Genomic DNA, 15,545 nt, shown 5'->3' with positions numbered 1-15,545 from the left:
AAAATAAAAACATGAATATTCCAGCAGAATTAAAGTATACAAAAGACCACGAATGGGTTAAATTAGAAGGCGATATTGCAACTGTAGGTATTACAGATTTCGCGCAAAGCGAATTGGGCGATATTGTTTATGTAGAAGTAGAAACAGTGGACGAAACATTGGAAGCCGATGAGGTTTTTGGCTCTGTTGAAGCCGTAAAAACAGTTTCCGATTTATTTTTACCTATTTCTGGTGAAATTATTGAATTTAATGAAGCTTTAGAAGATGCGCCAGAAACAGTTAATTCAGACCCTTACGGTGCTGGTTGGATGATTAAAATTAAATGCAACAATATTTCCGATATGGATGCTTTAATGTCTGCCGAAGCGTATAAAGAACTTATTGGTGCTTAAAAAGTACGCCTTACTAATTTCTGTTGCCTACTCATTGGCTTTAGTGGCCATGAGTTTAATAAAACTAGATTTTAGTAACATGGATGTAGTGGTGCCAAGTTACAGCGATAAGGTATTTCATTTTATTGCTTACGCTTTGCTAGTTTGGTTGTGGTTTTTTGCCGTGTATACCAGAACAAACTACTCAAAATTAAAGACTTTAATACAAGTGGCCATTGCTTGCGCGGTGTTTGGTACAATTATTGAAGTCCTTCAAAAAGAAATAACAAACACACGTTCTTTCGATTTGTACGATATAGCAGCAAATGCATTAGGGGTTTTAACAGCCTGCTTGGTATTGCTGATTTACAATAAAACGGACGTTAAATACTAATAATCGTTTGTGTAATTGCCAATTTATTGGTTAATTTAGCGGGCAGTAATTAAATTATAACTATGGAACCTAAAAAAAATCCTAAAGCAAATGTAGGCAGAAACAGCTCCTTGTATTTTGCCATTGGTTTAGCATTAATGTTATTCATTACAAACTATGCCATAAACTATAAAACCTACGACAAGGAACTTATAGATATTGGTACGCTAGATTTGGAAGATGAATTGGTAGAGGAAATTCCAATTACCCAAACCGTGGTAACACCACCACCGCCACCACCGCCACCAGCAGCACCAGAAGTTATTGAGGTTGTTGAAGACGAAGAAGAGGTGGAAGAAACCGTAATCGAGTCTACAGAAACTAGTCAAGAGGAAGAAATTGTAGAAATTGAAGAGGTAGAGGTAGAAGAAGTAGAAGAAATTGAAGAGGTTCCTTTTGCTGTTATTGAAAATGTACCGGTTTTTCCAGGCTGTGAGGGTGGATCTAACGAAGACAAGAAAGCCTGTATGAACAAAAAAATGAACGACTTTATTGGGAAGAAATTTAACACCGATTTAGCGCAGGAGTTAGGCTTATCGGGTATACAACAAATTCGTGTGTTCTTTAAAATAGACCGCAACGGTGATATTGTCGATATTAAAGCAAGAGCACCACACCCAAGTTTGGAGCAAGAAGCCATGCGTGTTATTGGGTTATTACCTAAAATGAAGCCAGGTAAGCAACGTGGTAAAGCAGTACGTGTACCGTACTACATTCCTATTAAATTCCAGGTGCAGGATTAAACCTATCTGTATACTATGTAAAACCCGTTACAAATTTGTAACGGGTTTTTTGTTTAAAGGCTGTATGGTGTAACAGTTTGTTCGCTATTTATTGGCAGGCTTCATTATGGGTTTGTGTGGTGCTCCGTTATTAGCTACTACCTAGGAATGTTAACTAGGTGTCTTGTGAAAAAAATAGTATCTTTCCCCCATAAAAAACTATCGTAAATGATTAAAAAACACCTCTGTTTTACGCTGTTTTGTTTACTCCAATTTGGTTTATGGGCGCAACCTAATTTCCAATACGAAAAACCACCTGTATTTCCGGCTTGTAAAACATTAGCCGCATCCCAATTGCAAGCCTGTTTTGATTCAGAAGTTTATAAACAAGTTAAACAGGCTTTTAAAGTACCAGAATTTTTAAAGGCAAACCAATTTGAAGGTCAGGTAGTTATTTTGTTCGAGGTAACCGCAACAGGTGTATTTCGGGTTATTTATGTGGATGCTTTATATCAGGAATTACAAGACGAGGTTACCCGTGTTTTTGGGCAAATGGACGCCATTGAGCCTGCCACTTACAATGGTAAGCCTACTTTTAAACAATATGCACTAACGCTTAAAATCCCGTTTTTGGAAGAACTGGAAGCATCCGGTAGTGCAGCCGAGGCTCACGAATTATCGGAACTTGAAGCTGCAGCAAAACAAGAGTATGCTGCAGTAAACCGAAGTTTACAACCTTTTTCGCACAAGGAATACAGCAGTCAGCTTAATGTCCCTTTTACACACAGCTACTATGCCCGTTTTGGGAAACAATTAAATTTAGTAGGAACTAATAGCCATACTAGTTCCAAGCCATTTACATACAACATGGTCTCCGGGTATTATAATTTTCAGGCGGCACAACAGGCATTGGCCAAGGAAACAACTACCTATGCAGGAAGAAAACTATGGAACGAGCGCTTGGCTCGAGTGGAAGGCAAACACTATTGGTTTACTGTCGATCCAATTTTCGACTTACAATTAGGAAAAGATACCAAAGCCGATTTTAACAGTACCTTTAACAATACGCGAGGTATTGGCATACAAGGTGGTTTGGGAAATAACTTTAATTTTTATGCCTCTGTTTTTGAAAGTCAGGGGCGTTTTGCACAATATTACAACCACTATGCCGAATCTATTAAAGCAGCAGACGAGGTGGCTGTAATTCCGGGGCGTGGCATTGCCAAGCGTTTTAAGGAAGATGCTTACGATTATCCAGTGGCAGAGGCTTATATGTCTTTTACACCAATCTCCTTTGTTAATTTGCAGTTTGGACACGGCAAAAACTTTATTGGCGATGGTTACCGCTCCTTATTTACTAGCGATGTAGCCAGTCCAAATCCGTTTTTAAAAATAAACACCACCTTTTGGAAACTAAAATACACCAACACTTGGATGTGGTTACGCGATTCTAGGCGCGAGGTTGAAGATCCAGATGGCGCTTACTTGAGTAAATATATGGCTACTCATTTTTTAAGTTGGAACGCAACCAAACGCTTAAATATTGGCTTTTTTGAATCGGTAATTTGGGCAAAAACAGCTAACAGGGGCTTTGATGTAAATTATCTAAACCCGATAATTTTTTATCGCGCTATTGAGTTTGAAACGGGTCAAGATTCAGGAAATGCTGTATTGGGCCTTTCTGCTAAATATAAGTTTAACGATAATATACATGGGTATGGACAGTTTATTTTAGACGAGTTTTCATTGGCAGATGTAAAAGGTGGAAACAAAAGTTGGAAAAACAAATATGGCTACCAACTGGGCGTTACCTATTACCAGGCTTTTAAAATTGATAATTTAATGCTTCAAATGGAGTATAATAGAGTGCGCCCGTATACCTATTCGCATAATACCGTGGTATTAAATTACGGGCATAACAACCAAAGCATGGCGCATTTATGGGGCGCAAATTTTAGCGAATTAGTGCTTATTGGGAGGTATCATTACAACCGTTGGTTTGGAAATGCCAAATTAGTTGTTGGTACAAGAGGACTGGATTTTAATACCAGCGCCAATACTTTTAGTTACGGTGGAGATATTTATAGAAACTATAACGACAGACCTGCCGATACAGGTATTTTGGTAGGCCAAGGAAATAAAACAACATCTCTCTTTGCTAATTTACAGGCCGGCTACCTTATAAATCCGGCTACTAATTTAAAGCTATTTGCCGATGTTACCTTCCGGAATTTTAACCCAGAGGCCGTTAATGAAACAACCATGAAAAGCGAAACACTTTGGTTTAATTTAGGAATTCGAACCGATTTATTTAATTGGTATTTTGATTTGTAGAATTATTTTTTCAAAGTATCTTTGCAATCGCAATAAACGCGTCTAAAGCAACCTATTACTTTGAGTAAGCAAGCCTCATTATCCGCTAAAAATTCTGTTCTTTCTGATTTTAAAGAAATCACGAAAATGCGGTTGTCTTTAAGCGTGGTATTCTCTTCAATGGCGGGCTATTTGTTAGGTGCGGATACGGTAGATTTTTCCATATTATTTTTGTTAGCTTTAGGTGGCTATTTTATGGTTGGTGCTTCCAATGCATTTAACCAAATTATCGAAAAGGATTTAGACGCTCTTATGAGCCGCACAAAAAACAGACCCGTTGCCTCCGGTAGGATGTCTGTAAATGTTGCCTTCGCTATAGCCTGTTTATTTACGGTTTTAGGAATTGGCATTTTATATGTAATTAATGAAAAAACGGCCATGTTTGGCGCCATTTCAATATTTTTGTACACTAGTGTGTATACGCCACTTAAAACAAAAACACCGCTTGCTGTTTTTGTAGGTGCTATACCAGGTGCCATTCCTTTTATGTTGGGTTGGGTGGCAGCAACCAATCATTTTGGAATAGAACCAGGAACCTTATTTGCTATTCAGTTTTTTTGGCAATTTCCTCATTTTTGGGCTATAGGTTGGTTTTTGTTTGACGACTATAAAAAAGGCGGCTTTTTTATGTTACCTACTGGAAATCAAGATAAAGGAACGGCAAAGCAAATAATTATGTATGTAATTTGGACCATATTAATTTCTATCGTGCCTGTTTTTGGTTTTACAGGCGCTTTACAGCTGTCTGTTGTAGCTGCCGTAATTGTTTTTGCGCTGGGTTTAGGTATGTTGCATTTTGCGGTTCAGTTATACAAAAAAATGAATGTTCTTGCAGCTAAACATTTAATGCTAGCAAGCGTGTTATATATTACCTTATTACAAATAGTCTACGTGGTAGATAAATTTATTAGATAATTATGGATTTAACTCAAGGAACATTAGAGGAGAAAAGAGGCCGAGCAAAGAAAATGATGCTTTGGTTTGGAATTTTATCGTTAATTATGTCGTTTGGCGGCTGGACGAGTGCCTTTGTGGTTAGTAGTACCCGGCCAGATTGGGCGGCAGATTTTGTGCTTCCCAACGCCTTTTTAATTAGTACACTCATTATAATTATTAGCAGTGGAACCATTTGGTTGGCAAAAAGAAGCTTGGTACAAAGTAATAGGCAAATGACTTCCGTTTGGTTGGTTACCACTTTTGCACTTGGTTTGGTATTTATTTACAATCAATTTGTAGGCTTCCAGCAAATAATTGAATTGGGTTACAATTTTACAGGACCAACAAGTAATATTACCATGAGCTACATCTATTTAATAGCGGTAGTGCATATTTTACACATTGCGGTAGGCTTGTTATGTTTATTGGTTGTAATTTATAATCATTTTAAACAAAAGTATCGCGCCGGTAACATGTTAGGTGTGGAATTAATTGCAACCTATTGGCATTTTGTAGATTTGCTTTGGGTCTATCTGTTTTTATTTCTTTATTTTGTAGGCTAGTTAGGTGCGCCCAATTTGCAAATTAAATTGCGGATACCCCGATATCCCGCTAAAGAATTCAAAATTTAAGAGTGGATGTTTCTTTAAAAAGATAAATTGATTATTTTTGTGCAACTTTTATTAACAAAACCGAACATATGAGTACTACAGTTGTAAAAACTGGAACAGAAGGTAAAACCTGGGGTGGCGGAAACGAACCGCTAAAAGCAAGTTACGGCAAAATGATGATGTGGTTTTTTATCGTATCGGATGCCTTAACATTTACAGGATTTTTAGCAGCCTATGGGTTTTCCAGGTTTAAGTATATTGGATCTTGGCCAATTGCCGATGAAGTGTTTACCCACGTTCCATTTTTACATGGACAAGAGCTTCCTATGATTTACGTGGCATTAATGACATTTATTTTAATTATGTCTTCCGTAACCATGGTTCTTGCCGTGGATGCTGGTCATCGTATGGATAAAGCCAAAGTTACGCTTTATATGTTCCTTACAATTATTGGTGGTGTTATTTTCCTTGGTTCGCAAGCTTGGGAATGGGCAACCTTTATTAAAGGCGAATATGGTGCTATCCAAACTAAAGGCGGTCAGATTCTGCAATTTGTAGATACCAACGGAAAACGCGTTGCTTTAGCCGATTTTGCAGTGGCTCAAGAAAGTATGAGGCGCGAGCACGAAGCTAATAAAGGTGTTTGGTATGAAGCAGAAAAGCCATTACCTACTTTTACTTTAAACGAAGTAATAGCGGGATTGGAAGCCAACCCTAACGTTTTAGTAAGAACAGAAACCCTAAATGAAAATGGGCACAAAACCATCTTGTCGCGAGAAGCGTCTTTAGATAGAATTAAAAACGACGGGAAGGCCGTTGTAGAAGGGGCTAACCTTATTGTTAATGAATACGGTGCGCCGTTGTTTGCAGACTTCTTCTTTTTCATTACAGGATTCCACGGTTTTCACGTATTTTCAGGTATTGTTTTAAACATCATTATCTTCTTTAATGTAGTTATTGGAACGTACCAAAGACGCGGCAGCTACGAAATGGTTGAAAAAGTTGGTCTTTACTGGCACTTTGTCGATTTAGTTTGGGTATTTGTATTCACATTCTTCTACCTTGTTTAATTTTTAGATAATTCATTAAAAATGGCAGACACACATAAATTAGAAATATTTAGAGGATTACTTAAGTTTAAATCCAACAAGCAGAAAATCTGGGGTGTTTTAATACTACTTTCTGTAGTAACAGCAATCGAGGTGGTATTAGGTATTTACAAGCCCGCAATACTAATGGGCTATATTGCCGGAATGAAAGGACTTAACTGGATTTTTATTATTTTAACCATTGTAAAGGCTTACTACATTACTTGGGATTTTATGCACATGCGCGATGAATCATCAGGATTAAGACGCATGGTGGTATGGACAGGTGTATTCTTAATATCGTACATCATTTTTATTTTACTACAAGAAGGTGGTTATGTAGAAGGTGTATACAACAATAGCTTTATAAAACGAGATTTTTAACATAGTTAAATATTCCAAAAAAGGCGGTTTTTAAACCGCCTTTTTTTATTTTTGCACTATGAAAAAGAAGCAATTAAAACGGAATTTTATACTAGCGGTTTTATTTTTATTGCCCGTTATGTTTGTACTGGTGTTATCGCTTTCCGAGGATCATTATAACCCGTTGGACATTGTGCATGAAAATGTAGCAGAGTTACCCGAAAATCCTGAAGGTATTATGCTTAAAGACCACATAACGGTTTTGGCTTTTTTGGGTAGCGAGCCCTTGGATATGTTAATAGCAGCGTCCAACTTAAAGGAATTGGTTTACGACAAATTTAAAGGCTTTAAAAAGTTTCAAATTGTAGCCTTGGTACCAAAAGGAGCAGAGGCCGACTCGGAAACCTTATTTCGGGAAATTGCTTTGTACGAAGATCTTCGTTTTTGGCACTTTGTACATGCCGAGCCAGAGACCATAAAAAACACCTTCAACAGTTTAAAAGCATCTTTCCAATTATCGGATAACTTGGCTTCAGATAATGTATTTATAATTGATACAGACTTAAATCAACGCGGACGCATAGACGATCGTACAGACAACGAAATTGAAGCAAACAAACCCGTGTATGGTTTAAATGCTTACAACTGCATTCAAGTAGCGGTTATTAAAAATAAAATGAGTTCTGAAGATTTACGTGTATTATTTACAGAATACCGCCAAAAAAGAAAAGGTAATTTCAATTCGGAATCCCGTCGTGCAAGCGACCTAAAATCTAGTTCTAATGAGTAAAAAAGCTAATTATTCTTACGTAGGCATTTCTTTTGTAATTCTGGTTTTCGGAATCTGGTTTGTGCCCCGTATTGTAAATAGAATAACCCAAGACGATACAGTACGCAACGCCAGCCGAAGCGAACAAGTATCTACGCTCGATTTTTCCAAAGGCGAAGCTTCAGATTTGGTCTATTTAAATATTAATGGAGAACCAAAAAAAGTACCTGAATTTAGCTTTACAAATCAGGATGGACAAACCATAACAGACAAAGATTATTTAGGTAAAGTATATTTGGTTGAGTTCTTTTTTACAACCTGCCCTACTATATGTCCAAGAATGAATAGAAATCTAGTATCTATTCAAAATGAATTTAAAAATAATAAGGATTTTGGAATTGCATCTTTTACCATTATGCCTAAAGTGGACACTCCGGAGGTTTTAAAGGCTTATGCTAAAGAATACGGTGTTACCAATCCGAATTGGCATTTTTTAACCGGCGATCAAGATGCTATTTTCGATTTGGCCAATCTAGGGTTTAATATTTTTGTGGGCTTGGATGAAACAGTTCCAGAAGGTTTTGAGCATTCCGGAAACTTTGCCTTAATAGATAAAAAGGGTTTTATTAGATCGAGACAAGACGATTTTGGCAATCCAAAAATATTTTATTCAGGCATAATTAGCGAAGCCGAGCAAGTGGATGAAGATGGGCAGCGCGAAGAAATTAGTATGTTAAAGGAAGATATAGCAAAATTACTTAAAGAATGATAGAGTCTAACTTAGAAGCCGAAAAAAAATACAATAAGTGGATTGTTGTTTTATCGGTAATCATACCGGTGGTTGTTGCCATTTTGTTTGGCGTAAAAATTCCTAACGTGGAGCCCTTAATGTTTTTACCTCCTATATATGCTACAACTAATGCGCTTACAGCGGTACTTTTAGTAGTTTCGTTTTGGGCTATTAAAAACAAGAAAATTAAATTACACGAAAATTTAATGAAGGTAGCCATTGCACTATCGGTGGCTTTTTTAGTAATGTATGTGGCCTACCACATGACAAGCGAGTCCACTAAATACGGTGGTGAAGGCGCCATAAGGTATGTTTATTTTATTATTCTAATAACCCATATATTGTTATCTATTGTGGTTATTCCATTTGTTTTAATAACCTATGTTCGTGCCATTACCAACAACATAGAGCGTCATAAAAAAATAGCGCGTATTACCTTTCCGTTATGGTTGTATGTAGCTGTAACAGGTGTTATAGTGTATATCATGATTTCGCCGTATTACGTGTATTAACTGGAATACTTTGCTTTTAAGATGTTTTAACTTTTAGAATTTACCACTATGAAAAAAACACTTTTCCTTACTATTTTATTACTTGTGTTCATGGTAACTTCTGCCGAAGCACAATGCGCCATGTGTCGCGCGGTTCTAGAAAGTGCTGAAGGTCAGGCACAGGCCGAGGGCATTAATAAAGGTATCGTGTACCTTATGGCTATTCCTTATTTATTGGTAGGTGGTATTGGTATTGCAATTTATCGCAACTTCCGAACCAAAAAAAACTAAATAACCGCCCACTTTGCTGTTTTAGCAATTCTTTTAATTCCCTTGCTGGCACGGATTAAAGTATTTTGTTACCATATCGGCTAGTATATGGGTAGTTGCAAACAATTCCGTTGCTGGCTATTCTTATGTTTTAAGTTTACCTATGCGGCCAGAAACCATTGCCGGTTCCTTTTAACTCGGTCTATAATTCCTTTACGGAGCTTGGCGTTTTTGTACGTGTAGCCACCTTTAGTGTTACTTCTTAACTGCTATAAAATACGCTGTATGTAGTAATTCATAATGTGGCGTTTATACACGGATATAAAGGACATGTATGTTGCAATTGCCTTGGTTTAATAGGTCGTGTATTTATGTGAAAATTAACTTACCGAAGTTTAGACAAAACAACCTGTTACAATGTTATCCGTTATAAAATAGGGCAGTACGGTTTTAAAAATAACCTATTAGGAGTCATTTATTTATATTAAGTTTAACAGGGCATGAATACCATTAAAACAAAATATATTTACATTTGCTGTAACAATTTAAGGTTTTAAGAGTCTTATTTGTACCTTTAATCATAAAACCATTCATAAAAACTATGTTAAAAATTAGCAATCTGCACAAGTCTTATCCAATTGGCGACTCAAGTTTACATGTTTTAAAAGGAATTAATTTGGAAGTTGCCGAAGGTGAAATGGTTGCTATTATGGGGTCTTCGGGTTCTGGAAAATCTACCTTGTTAAACATTATTGGCATGTTGGATGAGGCCGATGACGGTGAATACATTCTAGACGGCGTTCCCATAAAAAACTTAACAGAAAAAAAAGCAGCAATTTACAGAAACAAATTTTTAGGTTTTATTTTTCAATCCTTCAACTTAATAAACTACAAGAACGCTCTGGAAAATGTGGCCTTGCCTTTATACTACCAAGGAATGAAACGTGCAGAACGGCATGAGTTGGGGTTGTTTCATTTGGAAAAAGTAGGTTTGGCCAATTGGGCGCACCATTTACCAAACGAATTGTCGGGTGGTCAAAAGCAACGTGTAGCCATTGCCCGTGCTTTAGCGGCCAACCCAAAGTTGTTGCTAGCCGATGAGCCTACCGGTGCTTTAGATACCGCAACATCTTATGAAATTATGGCATTTATTCAACAGTTAAACGATGAAGGCAAAACCATTTTAATGGTAACCCATGAAGAGGATATAGCTAATATGTGCAAACGCATAGTGCGCCTAAAAGATGGTGTTATTATGGAAGATGTTTTTGTTAATCAAGTTAGGGCGGAGCAGTATGTTTGATATCGATCTTTGGCGCGAAATATTTCAAAGTATAAATAAAAACAGAACCCGAAGTCTGCTTTCTGGGTTTACGGTAGCCTTTGCCATTTTATTATTTGCCGTTTTATTTGGTTTGGCCAATGGCCTTCAAAACACATTTTCGGAAGCCTTTAATGACGATGCCAATAATGCCATCATGATTTTTTCTGGAACAACTACCAAAGCTAATAAAGGGCTGCAGGCAGGGAGGCGCATACAGTTTAAAAACGAAGATTACGACTACGTTAAAAATGAGTTTAGTGAGAAGGTTCAATTTATAACATCACGCGTGTATCGGAATGTGGTAGCTGCATTCGGAAACGAAAAAGGAAACTATTCTGTAAGGGCTGTGCATCCAGATCATCAATTTCTGGAAAAAACAATTATCAACCAAGGCCGTTATATTAACCAGATGGATGTTATCCAACATACCAAAGTGGCTGTTATAGGCCGACTCGTGGAGGAGGATTTATTTCTTAAAACGTCTGCTTTAGGAAAATATATTAATTTAGATGGTATTCCTTACAAAATAGTAGGTGTATTCTCCGACGATGGCGGCGATAATGAAGAACGTTTAATTTACATTCCTATTTCCACAGCACAAAGATTATACGGTAATACGGATTATATAGATCAAATTAATCTTACGTACAACCCCGATTTAAGTTACGACGACGCTATTGCTTTTGGACGCAGCTTAACCACTAAAATGAAAAATAGATTTGATGTAGCAGAATCCGACCAGCGCGCTATCCGAATTAGAAACATGGCCGAAGGAACTAAAGCAGTTGGCCAAATGACAACAGCTTTAGGGCTTATAATTTTTGTAATTGGCTTTGGAACTTTAATTGCTGGAGTAGTGGGTATTAGTAATATTATGATTTTTATTGTTAAAGAACGTACCAAAGAAATTGGCATCCGTAAGGCTTTAGGGGCTACACCACGTTCCATTGTATCTATAATTTTAATAGAATCTATTTTAATAACAGCCATTGCGGGTTACGTTGGTTTGTTACTGGGTGTTGGTATTCTGGAATTAGCCGCTCCCACTCTGGAAAGCTATTTTATTAAAGATCCAAGTGTAAAACCCTCATTAATTACAGCAGCAACCGTAACACTTATTGTGGCTGGTGCTATTGCTGGTTATTTGCCAGCTAAAAAGGCCTCAAAAATAAAACCAATTGTAGCTCTAAGAGACGACTAATATGTTTAAATTTTTAACAGATAAAGACACCTGGCAAGAGGTTTTTGATAGCCTAAGCAAAAATAAATTGCGTTCCATTTTAACCATGGTGGGCGTTTGGTGGGGTATTTTACTGCTTATTGGGTTATTAGGTTCGGCCAAAGGCATTGAAAATGCATTTAATAGGTTGTTTGGCGATTTTGCCACGAACAGTGTATTTGTTTGGGCGCAAAGTACCAGTAAACCATTTCAAGGTTTTCAAGAAGGAAAACAAGTAAAATTAACCCTTTCCGATGCTAAAAAAGTAGAAGAAAATGTTGCCGGTATCGAATTTGTAGTGCCCCGAAACCAAAGTCAGGCATTAGTAGTGCGCAATTTTTTATCGGGTAATTTTGGTGTCAATGGCGATTATCCGCTGTTGGATAAAGTGCAAAAGAAAAAATTAATTCACGGGCGTTTTATTAACCAAAATGATATAAACGAAAATAAAAAAGTTGTGGTTATATCGGAAAGTGTTTACAAACAACTTTTTGAAAAGGATGAATACGCCATTGGCGAACTCGTGCAACTAAATAGCATGAACTTTAAGGTAATTGGTGTTTTTGAAGACGGCAATCAAAACATGGGCCCTTCAACAGATATGCACATTCCTTTTACAACCTTTCAGCAAATATATAACCGAGGCGAAAATATAAGCTGGATGATGATAACCGGTAAACCAGAATTTGATATCCGCCAAATTGAAGAAGACGCAAAACTAATCTTAAAAAACTTAAATAAAGTGCACCCAGAGGACGACCGAGCCTTTGGTAGTTTTAACCTCGGAAAAGAATTTAAAAAACTAACAGGCTTCCTGGTGGGTATGCAGTTTTTAACATGGTTTGTGGGCATAGCTACATTAATTGCAGGAGTTTTTGCTATTGGTAATATTTTATTAATTACCGTAAAAGAACGTACTAAAGAAATAGGTGTTCGGCGGGCACTGGGAGCCACACCTTACGAAATTAAACGACAAATTTTATTGGAAGCTGTATTTTTAACCCTTTTGGCTGGCTTTTTTGGAATTATAAGTGGCGGCTGGATTTTAATAGCCCTAGATGCCGCTTTTGGCCAAGGTCCAGATGCCACTTTGGTTAATGCTTCGGTACCTATTTCGGTAGTATTTATCGCTTTAATAATTTTGGTAGTTTTAGGTACGCTTATCGGCTTAATTCCTGCCTTTAAAGCCACAAGCGTAAAACCAATAGATGCCTTAAGAGAGGAATAATAAACATATAAAAACAACCATCACACCAACTATAAAAATCAAAGTAAAAATCAAATGAATAAAGCAGTAAAAATCATTATTGGTATCGTAGTTTTAGTCCTATTTGTTTGGGTCATTAAATATTTTAAAGACGCCAATTCTAAAACAGTGGAGGCTTTTAAAACCGAAACCCCATTCTTTACCTCTATTAAAACGAAAGTAGTTGCTACGGGAAAATTAAATCCAGAAGAGGAAATTGAACTAAAGCCGCAAATAGCGGGAATTATTGATAAAATTCTTGTTGAAGAAGGCGATATTGTTAAAAAAGGCGATTTAATTGCTAGAATTCGAGTGGTTCCTAATGAGCAAAGTTTGGTAAGCGCAAGAAGTAGAATTAACACCGCTCAACTATCTTACGACAATGCCAAAACCTTATTCGACAGAAATAAAGCGCTTTTTGAAAAAGGCGTTATTTCCAAACAAGATTTCGAAAATAGCGAACTGAATGTTAATCAAGCCAGAGAGTCGTTACGTCAAGCACAAAACGATTTTCAAATCATTAAACAGGGTTCTTTATCTGGTGGCGGATCAGCCAATACCAATATTGTGGCGCAAATATCTGGGACTGTGCTAGAAATTCCTGTGCGTGAAGGCGATCAGGTTATCGAATCAAATAGTTTTAATGCCGGAACAACCATTGCTACGGTTGCCGATATGAGCAAAATGATTTTTGAAGGAAAAGTCGATGAATCTGAAGTTGGTAAGCTAGAAGAAGGCAAGGATATTATTGTTGTTTTAGGAGCCATTAATCAGAAGGAATTTCCGGCAACATTAACCTTTGTTGCTCCAAAAGGGATTGAAGAAAACGGAGCCGTACAATTTACTATTAAAGCCGATGTACAGGTAGAACAATCTACCAAAATTAGAGCTGGTTACAGTGCCAACGCCGAAATAGAAATGGAAAGTAAAGACAGCGTTATGGTGGTAAAAGAAGCCTTGTTACAATTTAACCGCTTTACAGAAAAGCCTTATGTGGAGGTTCAACAAGAAGATGGCAGTTTTGAAGAAGTATATGTAGAGCTTGGTATTTCGGATGGTATTAATGTTGAAATAACCGAGGGCGTAAGCGAAACAGATAACATAAAAGTTTGGAACAAAGCAAAAGAGGAAAATAACGATGAAAATGAATAAAGTATTTGCAGCAACACTTGTTACACTGGCCCTATCCGTAAGTAGCTTTGCTCAAGATAAAGTTTGGTCATTGCAGCAATGCGTAGATTATGCATTAGAAAATAATATTCGGGTTAAGCAAACGGAACTAGATAAGGACATAGCCAATGAGAATTTGGTTTCGGCTAGAGGTAATTTTTTACCAAGTTTAAATGCTAGTGCCTCTCAAAACTGGAATTTTGGTTCCTTTATTGGGCAAGATGGTAATCGTGTTTCTAGAGATTCACGTGGAAATAGTTTTGGTTTAAACACGGGTGTAACCTTGTTTAACGGTTTCCGAAACACAAGTGTTTACAAACAAGCGCAACTTGGTATTGAATCTAGTCAGTTACAACTGGATATTTTAAAAGATAATATTGCCTTAAACGTGGTTAACCAATATTTAAACATTCTTTTAAACAAAGAAAATTTAAAGGTAGCAAACGAGCAAATTGTTATTTCCGAGAAGCAGGTAACACAAATTAATTCGTTAGTAGAGTCCGGTGTGAGGCCACAAGCCGATTTACTGGAAGTACAGGCACAATTAGCCAGCGACCAAGAGCGCTTAATTAATACGCAAAATAGCGTAGACTTGGCTTTGCTTGCTTTGGCTCAATTATTACAAATTACACCAGAGGGTTTTGATGTAGAGCCTATGGCGCTAAAGTTACCAGCGGTGTTATTGCAGAAAAAAACAGTAACTGAAATTTATGATTTTGCGGTTCAAAACAGACCAGAAATTAAACAGGCGGAATTGAATATAGAAAACGCCCAATTGGATGTGGATATTGCTAAAAGTGCCTTCTACCCAACCTTGTCGTTTGGTGCTGGTTTAGGAACCTCCTATCAGCACAGTCAGGGACAAAGAGATGTGAGGCCTGTATTGGAAGATCCTAACGACCCTACCAATTTAAATATTATTTTTGTTCCCAACGGTTTTGGTCAGCAATTGGAGGATAATTTGGGATACAATTTAGGCTTTAGTTTAAATATTCCTATTTTTAATGGCCTGCAAACAAAAGCCAGCGTTAATAGAGCGGTTTTAAACAGTAAGCGTGTTGCCTTTTCGTTAGAGCAAGAAAAACAAGATTTGCGCACCAATATAGAACAGGCTTATGCCGATGCCAGAGCAGCTTATAAACAATTTGAAGCCTCTGAAACATCGTTACGTGCCCAGCAGGAATCTTTCAAAAACGCCCAAGATAGTTACAATTTGGGGGTTATGAATGCCTTTGAATTTGAACAAGTCCGAAATAGATTGGTAAACGCCGAGGCGAATTTGATTAATGCAAAATATAATTTTGTGTTTAAAACCAAGGTACTAGATTTCTATTTAGGAATTCCATTAACCGATTAACACATTTTACAC

General features: G+C 37.1%; 17 protein-coding genes. All 17 read left to right on the top strand.

The genetic code is table 11. The features are described 5' to 3' along the window. Positions 1-11 precede the first annotated feature (11 nt). On the top strand, positions 12-392 hold the full coding sequence (gene gcvH, locus ACFSQP_RS09590) for a glycine cleavage system protein GcvH (protein ID WP_376893842.1): 381 nt from the start codon (positions 12-14) through the stop codon (positions 390-392). Beyond that, the gene (locus ACFSQP_RS09585) at positions 385-765 is read left to right on the top strand and encodes a VanZ family protein (RefSeq protein WP_376893840.1); all 381 of its coding nucleotides are present in this window, start codon (positions 385-387) and stop codon (positions 763-765) included. The genes gcvH and ACFSQP_RS09585 overlap by 8 nt, the downstream gene beginning before the upstream one ends. 62 nt (positions 766-827) lie before the next feature. Continuing rightward, the gene (locus ACFSQP_RS09580) at positions 828-1,547 is read left to right on the top strand and encodes an energy transducer TonB (RefSeq protein WP_376893838.1); all 720 of its coding nucleotides are present in this window, start codon (positions 828-830) and stop codon (positions 1,545-1,547) included. Positions 1,548-1,754: 207 nt separating this feature from the next. Beyond that, the gene (locus ACFSQP_RS09575; protein ID WP_376893836.1) at positions 1,755-3,860 is read left to right on the top strand and encodes a gliding motility protein RemB; all 2,106 of its coding nucleotides are present in this window, start codon (positions 1,755-1,757) and stop codon (positions 3,858-3,860) included. 60 nt (positions 3,861-3,920) lie between these two features. Next, the gene (gene cyoE / locus ACFSQP_RS09570; protein ID WP_376893834.1) at positions 3,921-4,814 is read left to right on the top strand and encodes a heme o synthase; all 894 of its coding nucleotides are present in this window, start codon (positions 3,921-3,923) and stop codon (positions 4,812-4,814) included. A 2-nt stretch (positions 4,815-4,816) separates the two neighbouring features. Continuing rightward, positions 4,817-5,398 (top strand): cytochrome c oxidase subunit 3, encoded by a 582-nt coding sequence (locus tag ACFSQP_RS09565; protein WP_376893832.1) that lies wholly within the window; start codon positions 4,817-4,819, stop codon positions 5,396-5,398. Positions 5,399-5,535: 137 nt separating this feature from the next. Continuing rightward, positions 5,536-6,516: a cytochrome c oxidase subunit 3 gene (locus ACFSQP_RS09560; RefSeq protein WP_376893830.1), complete on the top strand. Its 981-nt coding sequence runs from the start codon at positions 5,536-5,538 to the stop codon at positions 6,514-6,516. Between the two features lie 21 nt (positions 6,517-6,537). Then, positions 6,538-6,918: a cytochrome C oxidase subunit IV family protein gene (locus ACFSQP_RS09555; protein ID WP_376893828.1), complete on the top strand. Its 381-nt coding sequence runs from the start codon at positions 6,538-6,540 to the stop codon at positions 6,916-6,918. 58 nt (positions 6,919-6,976) lie between these two features. Continuing rightward, a complete protein-coding gene (locus tag ACFSQP_RS09550; RefSeq protein WP_376893826.1) occupies positions 6,977-7,687 on the top strand; it encodes a hypothetical protein in 711 nt (236 codons plus the stop codon). After that, entirely contained in the window at positions 7,680-8,435 is a 756-nt protein-coding gene (locus ACFSQP_RS09545; RefSeq protein ID WP_376893824.1) for an SCO family protein, read from the top strand. Before ACFSQP_RS09550 ends, ACFSQP_RS09545 begins: the two co-directional genes overlap by 8 nt. Then, complete coding sequence (locus tag ACFSQP_RS09540; protein WP_376893822.1) at positions 8,432-8,968, top strand: DUF420 domain-containing protein; 537 nt, start codon at positions 8,432-8,434, stop codon at positions 8,966-8,968. The genes ACFSQP_RS09545 and ACFSQP_RS09540 overlap by 4 nt, the downstream gene beginning before the upstream one ends. Positions 8,969-9,016: 48 nt before the next feature. Continuing rightward, positions 9,017-9,238 (top strand): hypothetical protein, encoded by a 222-nt coding sequence (locus tag ACFSQP_RS09535; RefSeq protein ID WP_376893820.1) that lies wholly within the window; start codon positions 9,017-9,019, stop codon positions 9,236-9,238. A 580-nt stretch (positions 9,239-9,818) separates the two neighbouring features. Next, positions 9,819-10,520: an ABC transporter ATP-binding protein gene (locus tag ACFSQP_RS09530; protein ID WP_376893818.1), complete on the top strand. Its 702-nt coding sequence runs from the start codon at positions 9,819-9,821 to the stop codon at positions 10,518-10,520. Further along, positions 10,513-11,742: an ABC transporter permease gene (locus tag ACFSQP_RS09525; RefSeq protein ID WP_376893816.1), complete on the top strand. Its 1,230-nt coding sequence runs from the start codon at positions 10,513-10,515 to the stop codon at positions 11,740-11,742. The genes ACFSQP_RS09530 and ACFSQP_RS09525 overlap by 8 nt, the downstream gene beginning before the upstream one ends. Before the next feature lies 1 nt (position 11,743). Then, the gene (locus tag ACFSQP_RS09520) at positions 11,744-12,988 is read left to right on the top strand and encodes an ABC transporter permease (RefSeq protein ID WP_376893814.1); all 1,245 of its coding nucleotides are present in this window, start codon (positions 11,744-11,746) and stop codon (positions 12,986-12,988) included. Positions 12,989-13,042: 54 nt separating this feature from the next. After that, a complete protein-coding gene (locus tag ACFSQP_RS09515; RefSeq protein WP_376893812.1) occupies positions 13,043-14,158 on the top strand; it encodes an efflux RND transporter periplasmic adaptor subunit in 1,116 nt (371 codons plus the stop codon). Further along, positions 14,151-15,533, top strand: a complete 1,383-nt coding sequence (locus ACFSQP_RS09510; RefSeq protein WP_376893810.1) for a TolC family protein — start codon at positions 14,151-14,153, stop codon at positions 15,531-15,533. The genes ACFSQP_RS09515 and ACFSQP_RS09510 overlap by 8 nt, the downstream gene beginning before the upstream one ends. The last annotated feature ends 12 nt before the right edge of the window (positions 15,534-15,545 follow it).

The organism is Bizionia sediminis, from assembly GCF_042684585.1.
GTDB classification, from domain to species: Bacteria; Bacteroidota; Bacteroidia; order Flavobacteriales; family Flavobacteriaceae; genus Algorimicrobium; species Algorimicrobium sediminis.
The sequence above is the reverse complement of the archived record's forward strand: the minus strand, read 5'-3'. Positions and strand labels throughout refer to the sequence as shown.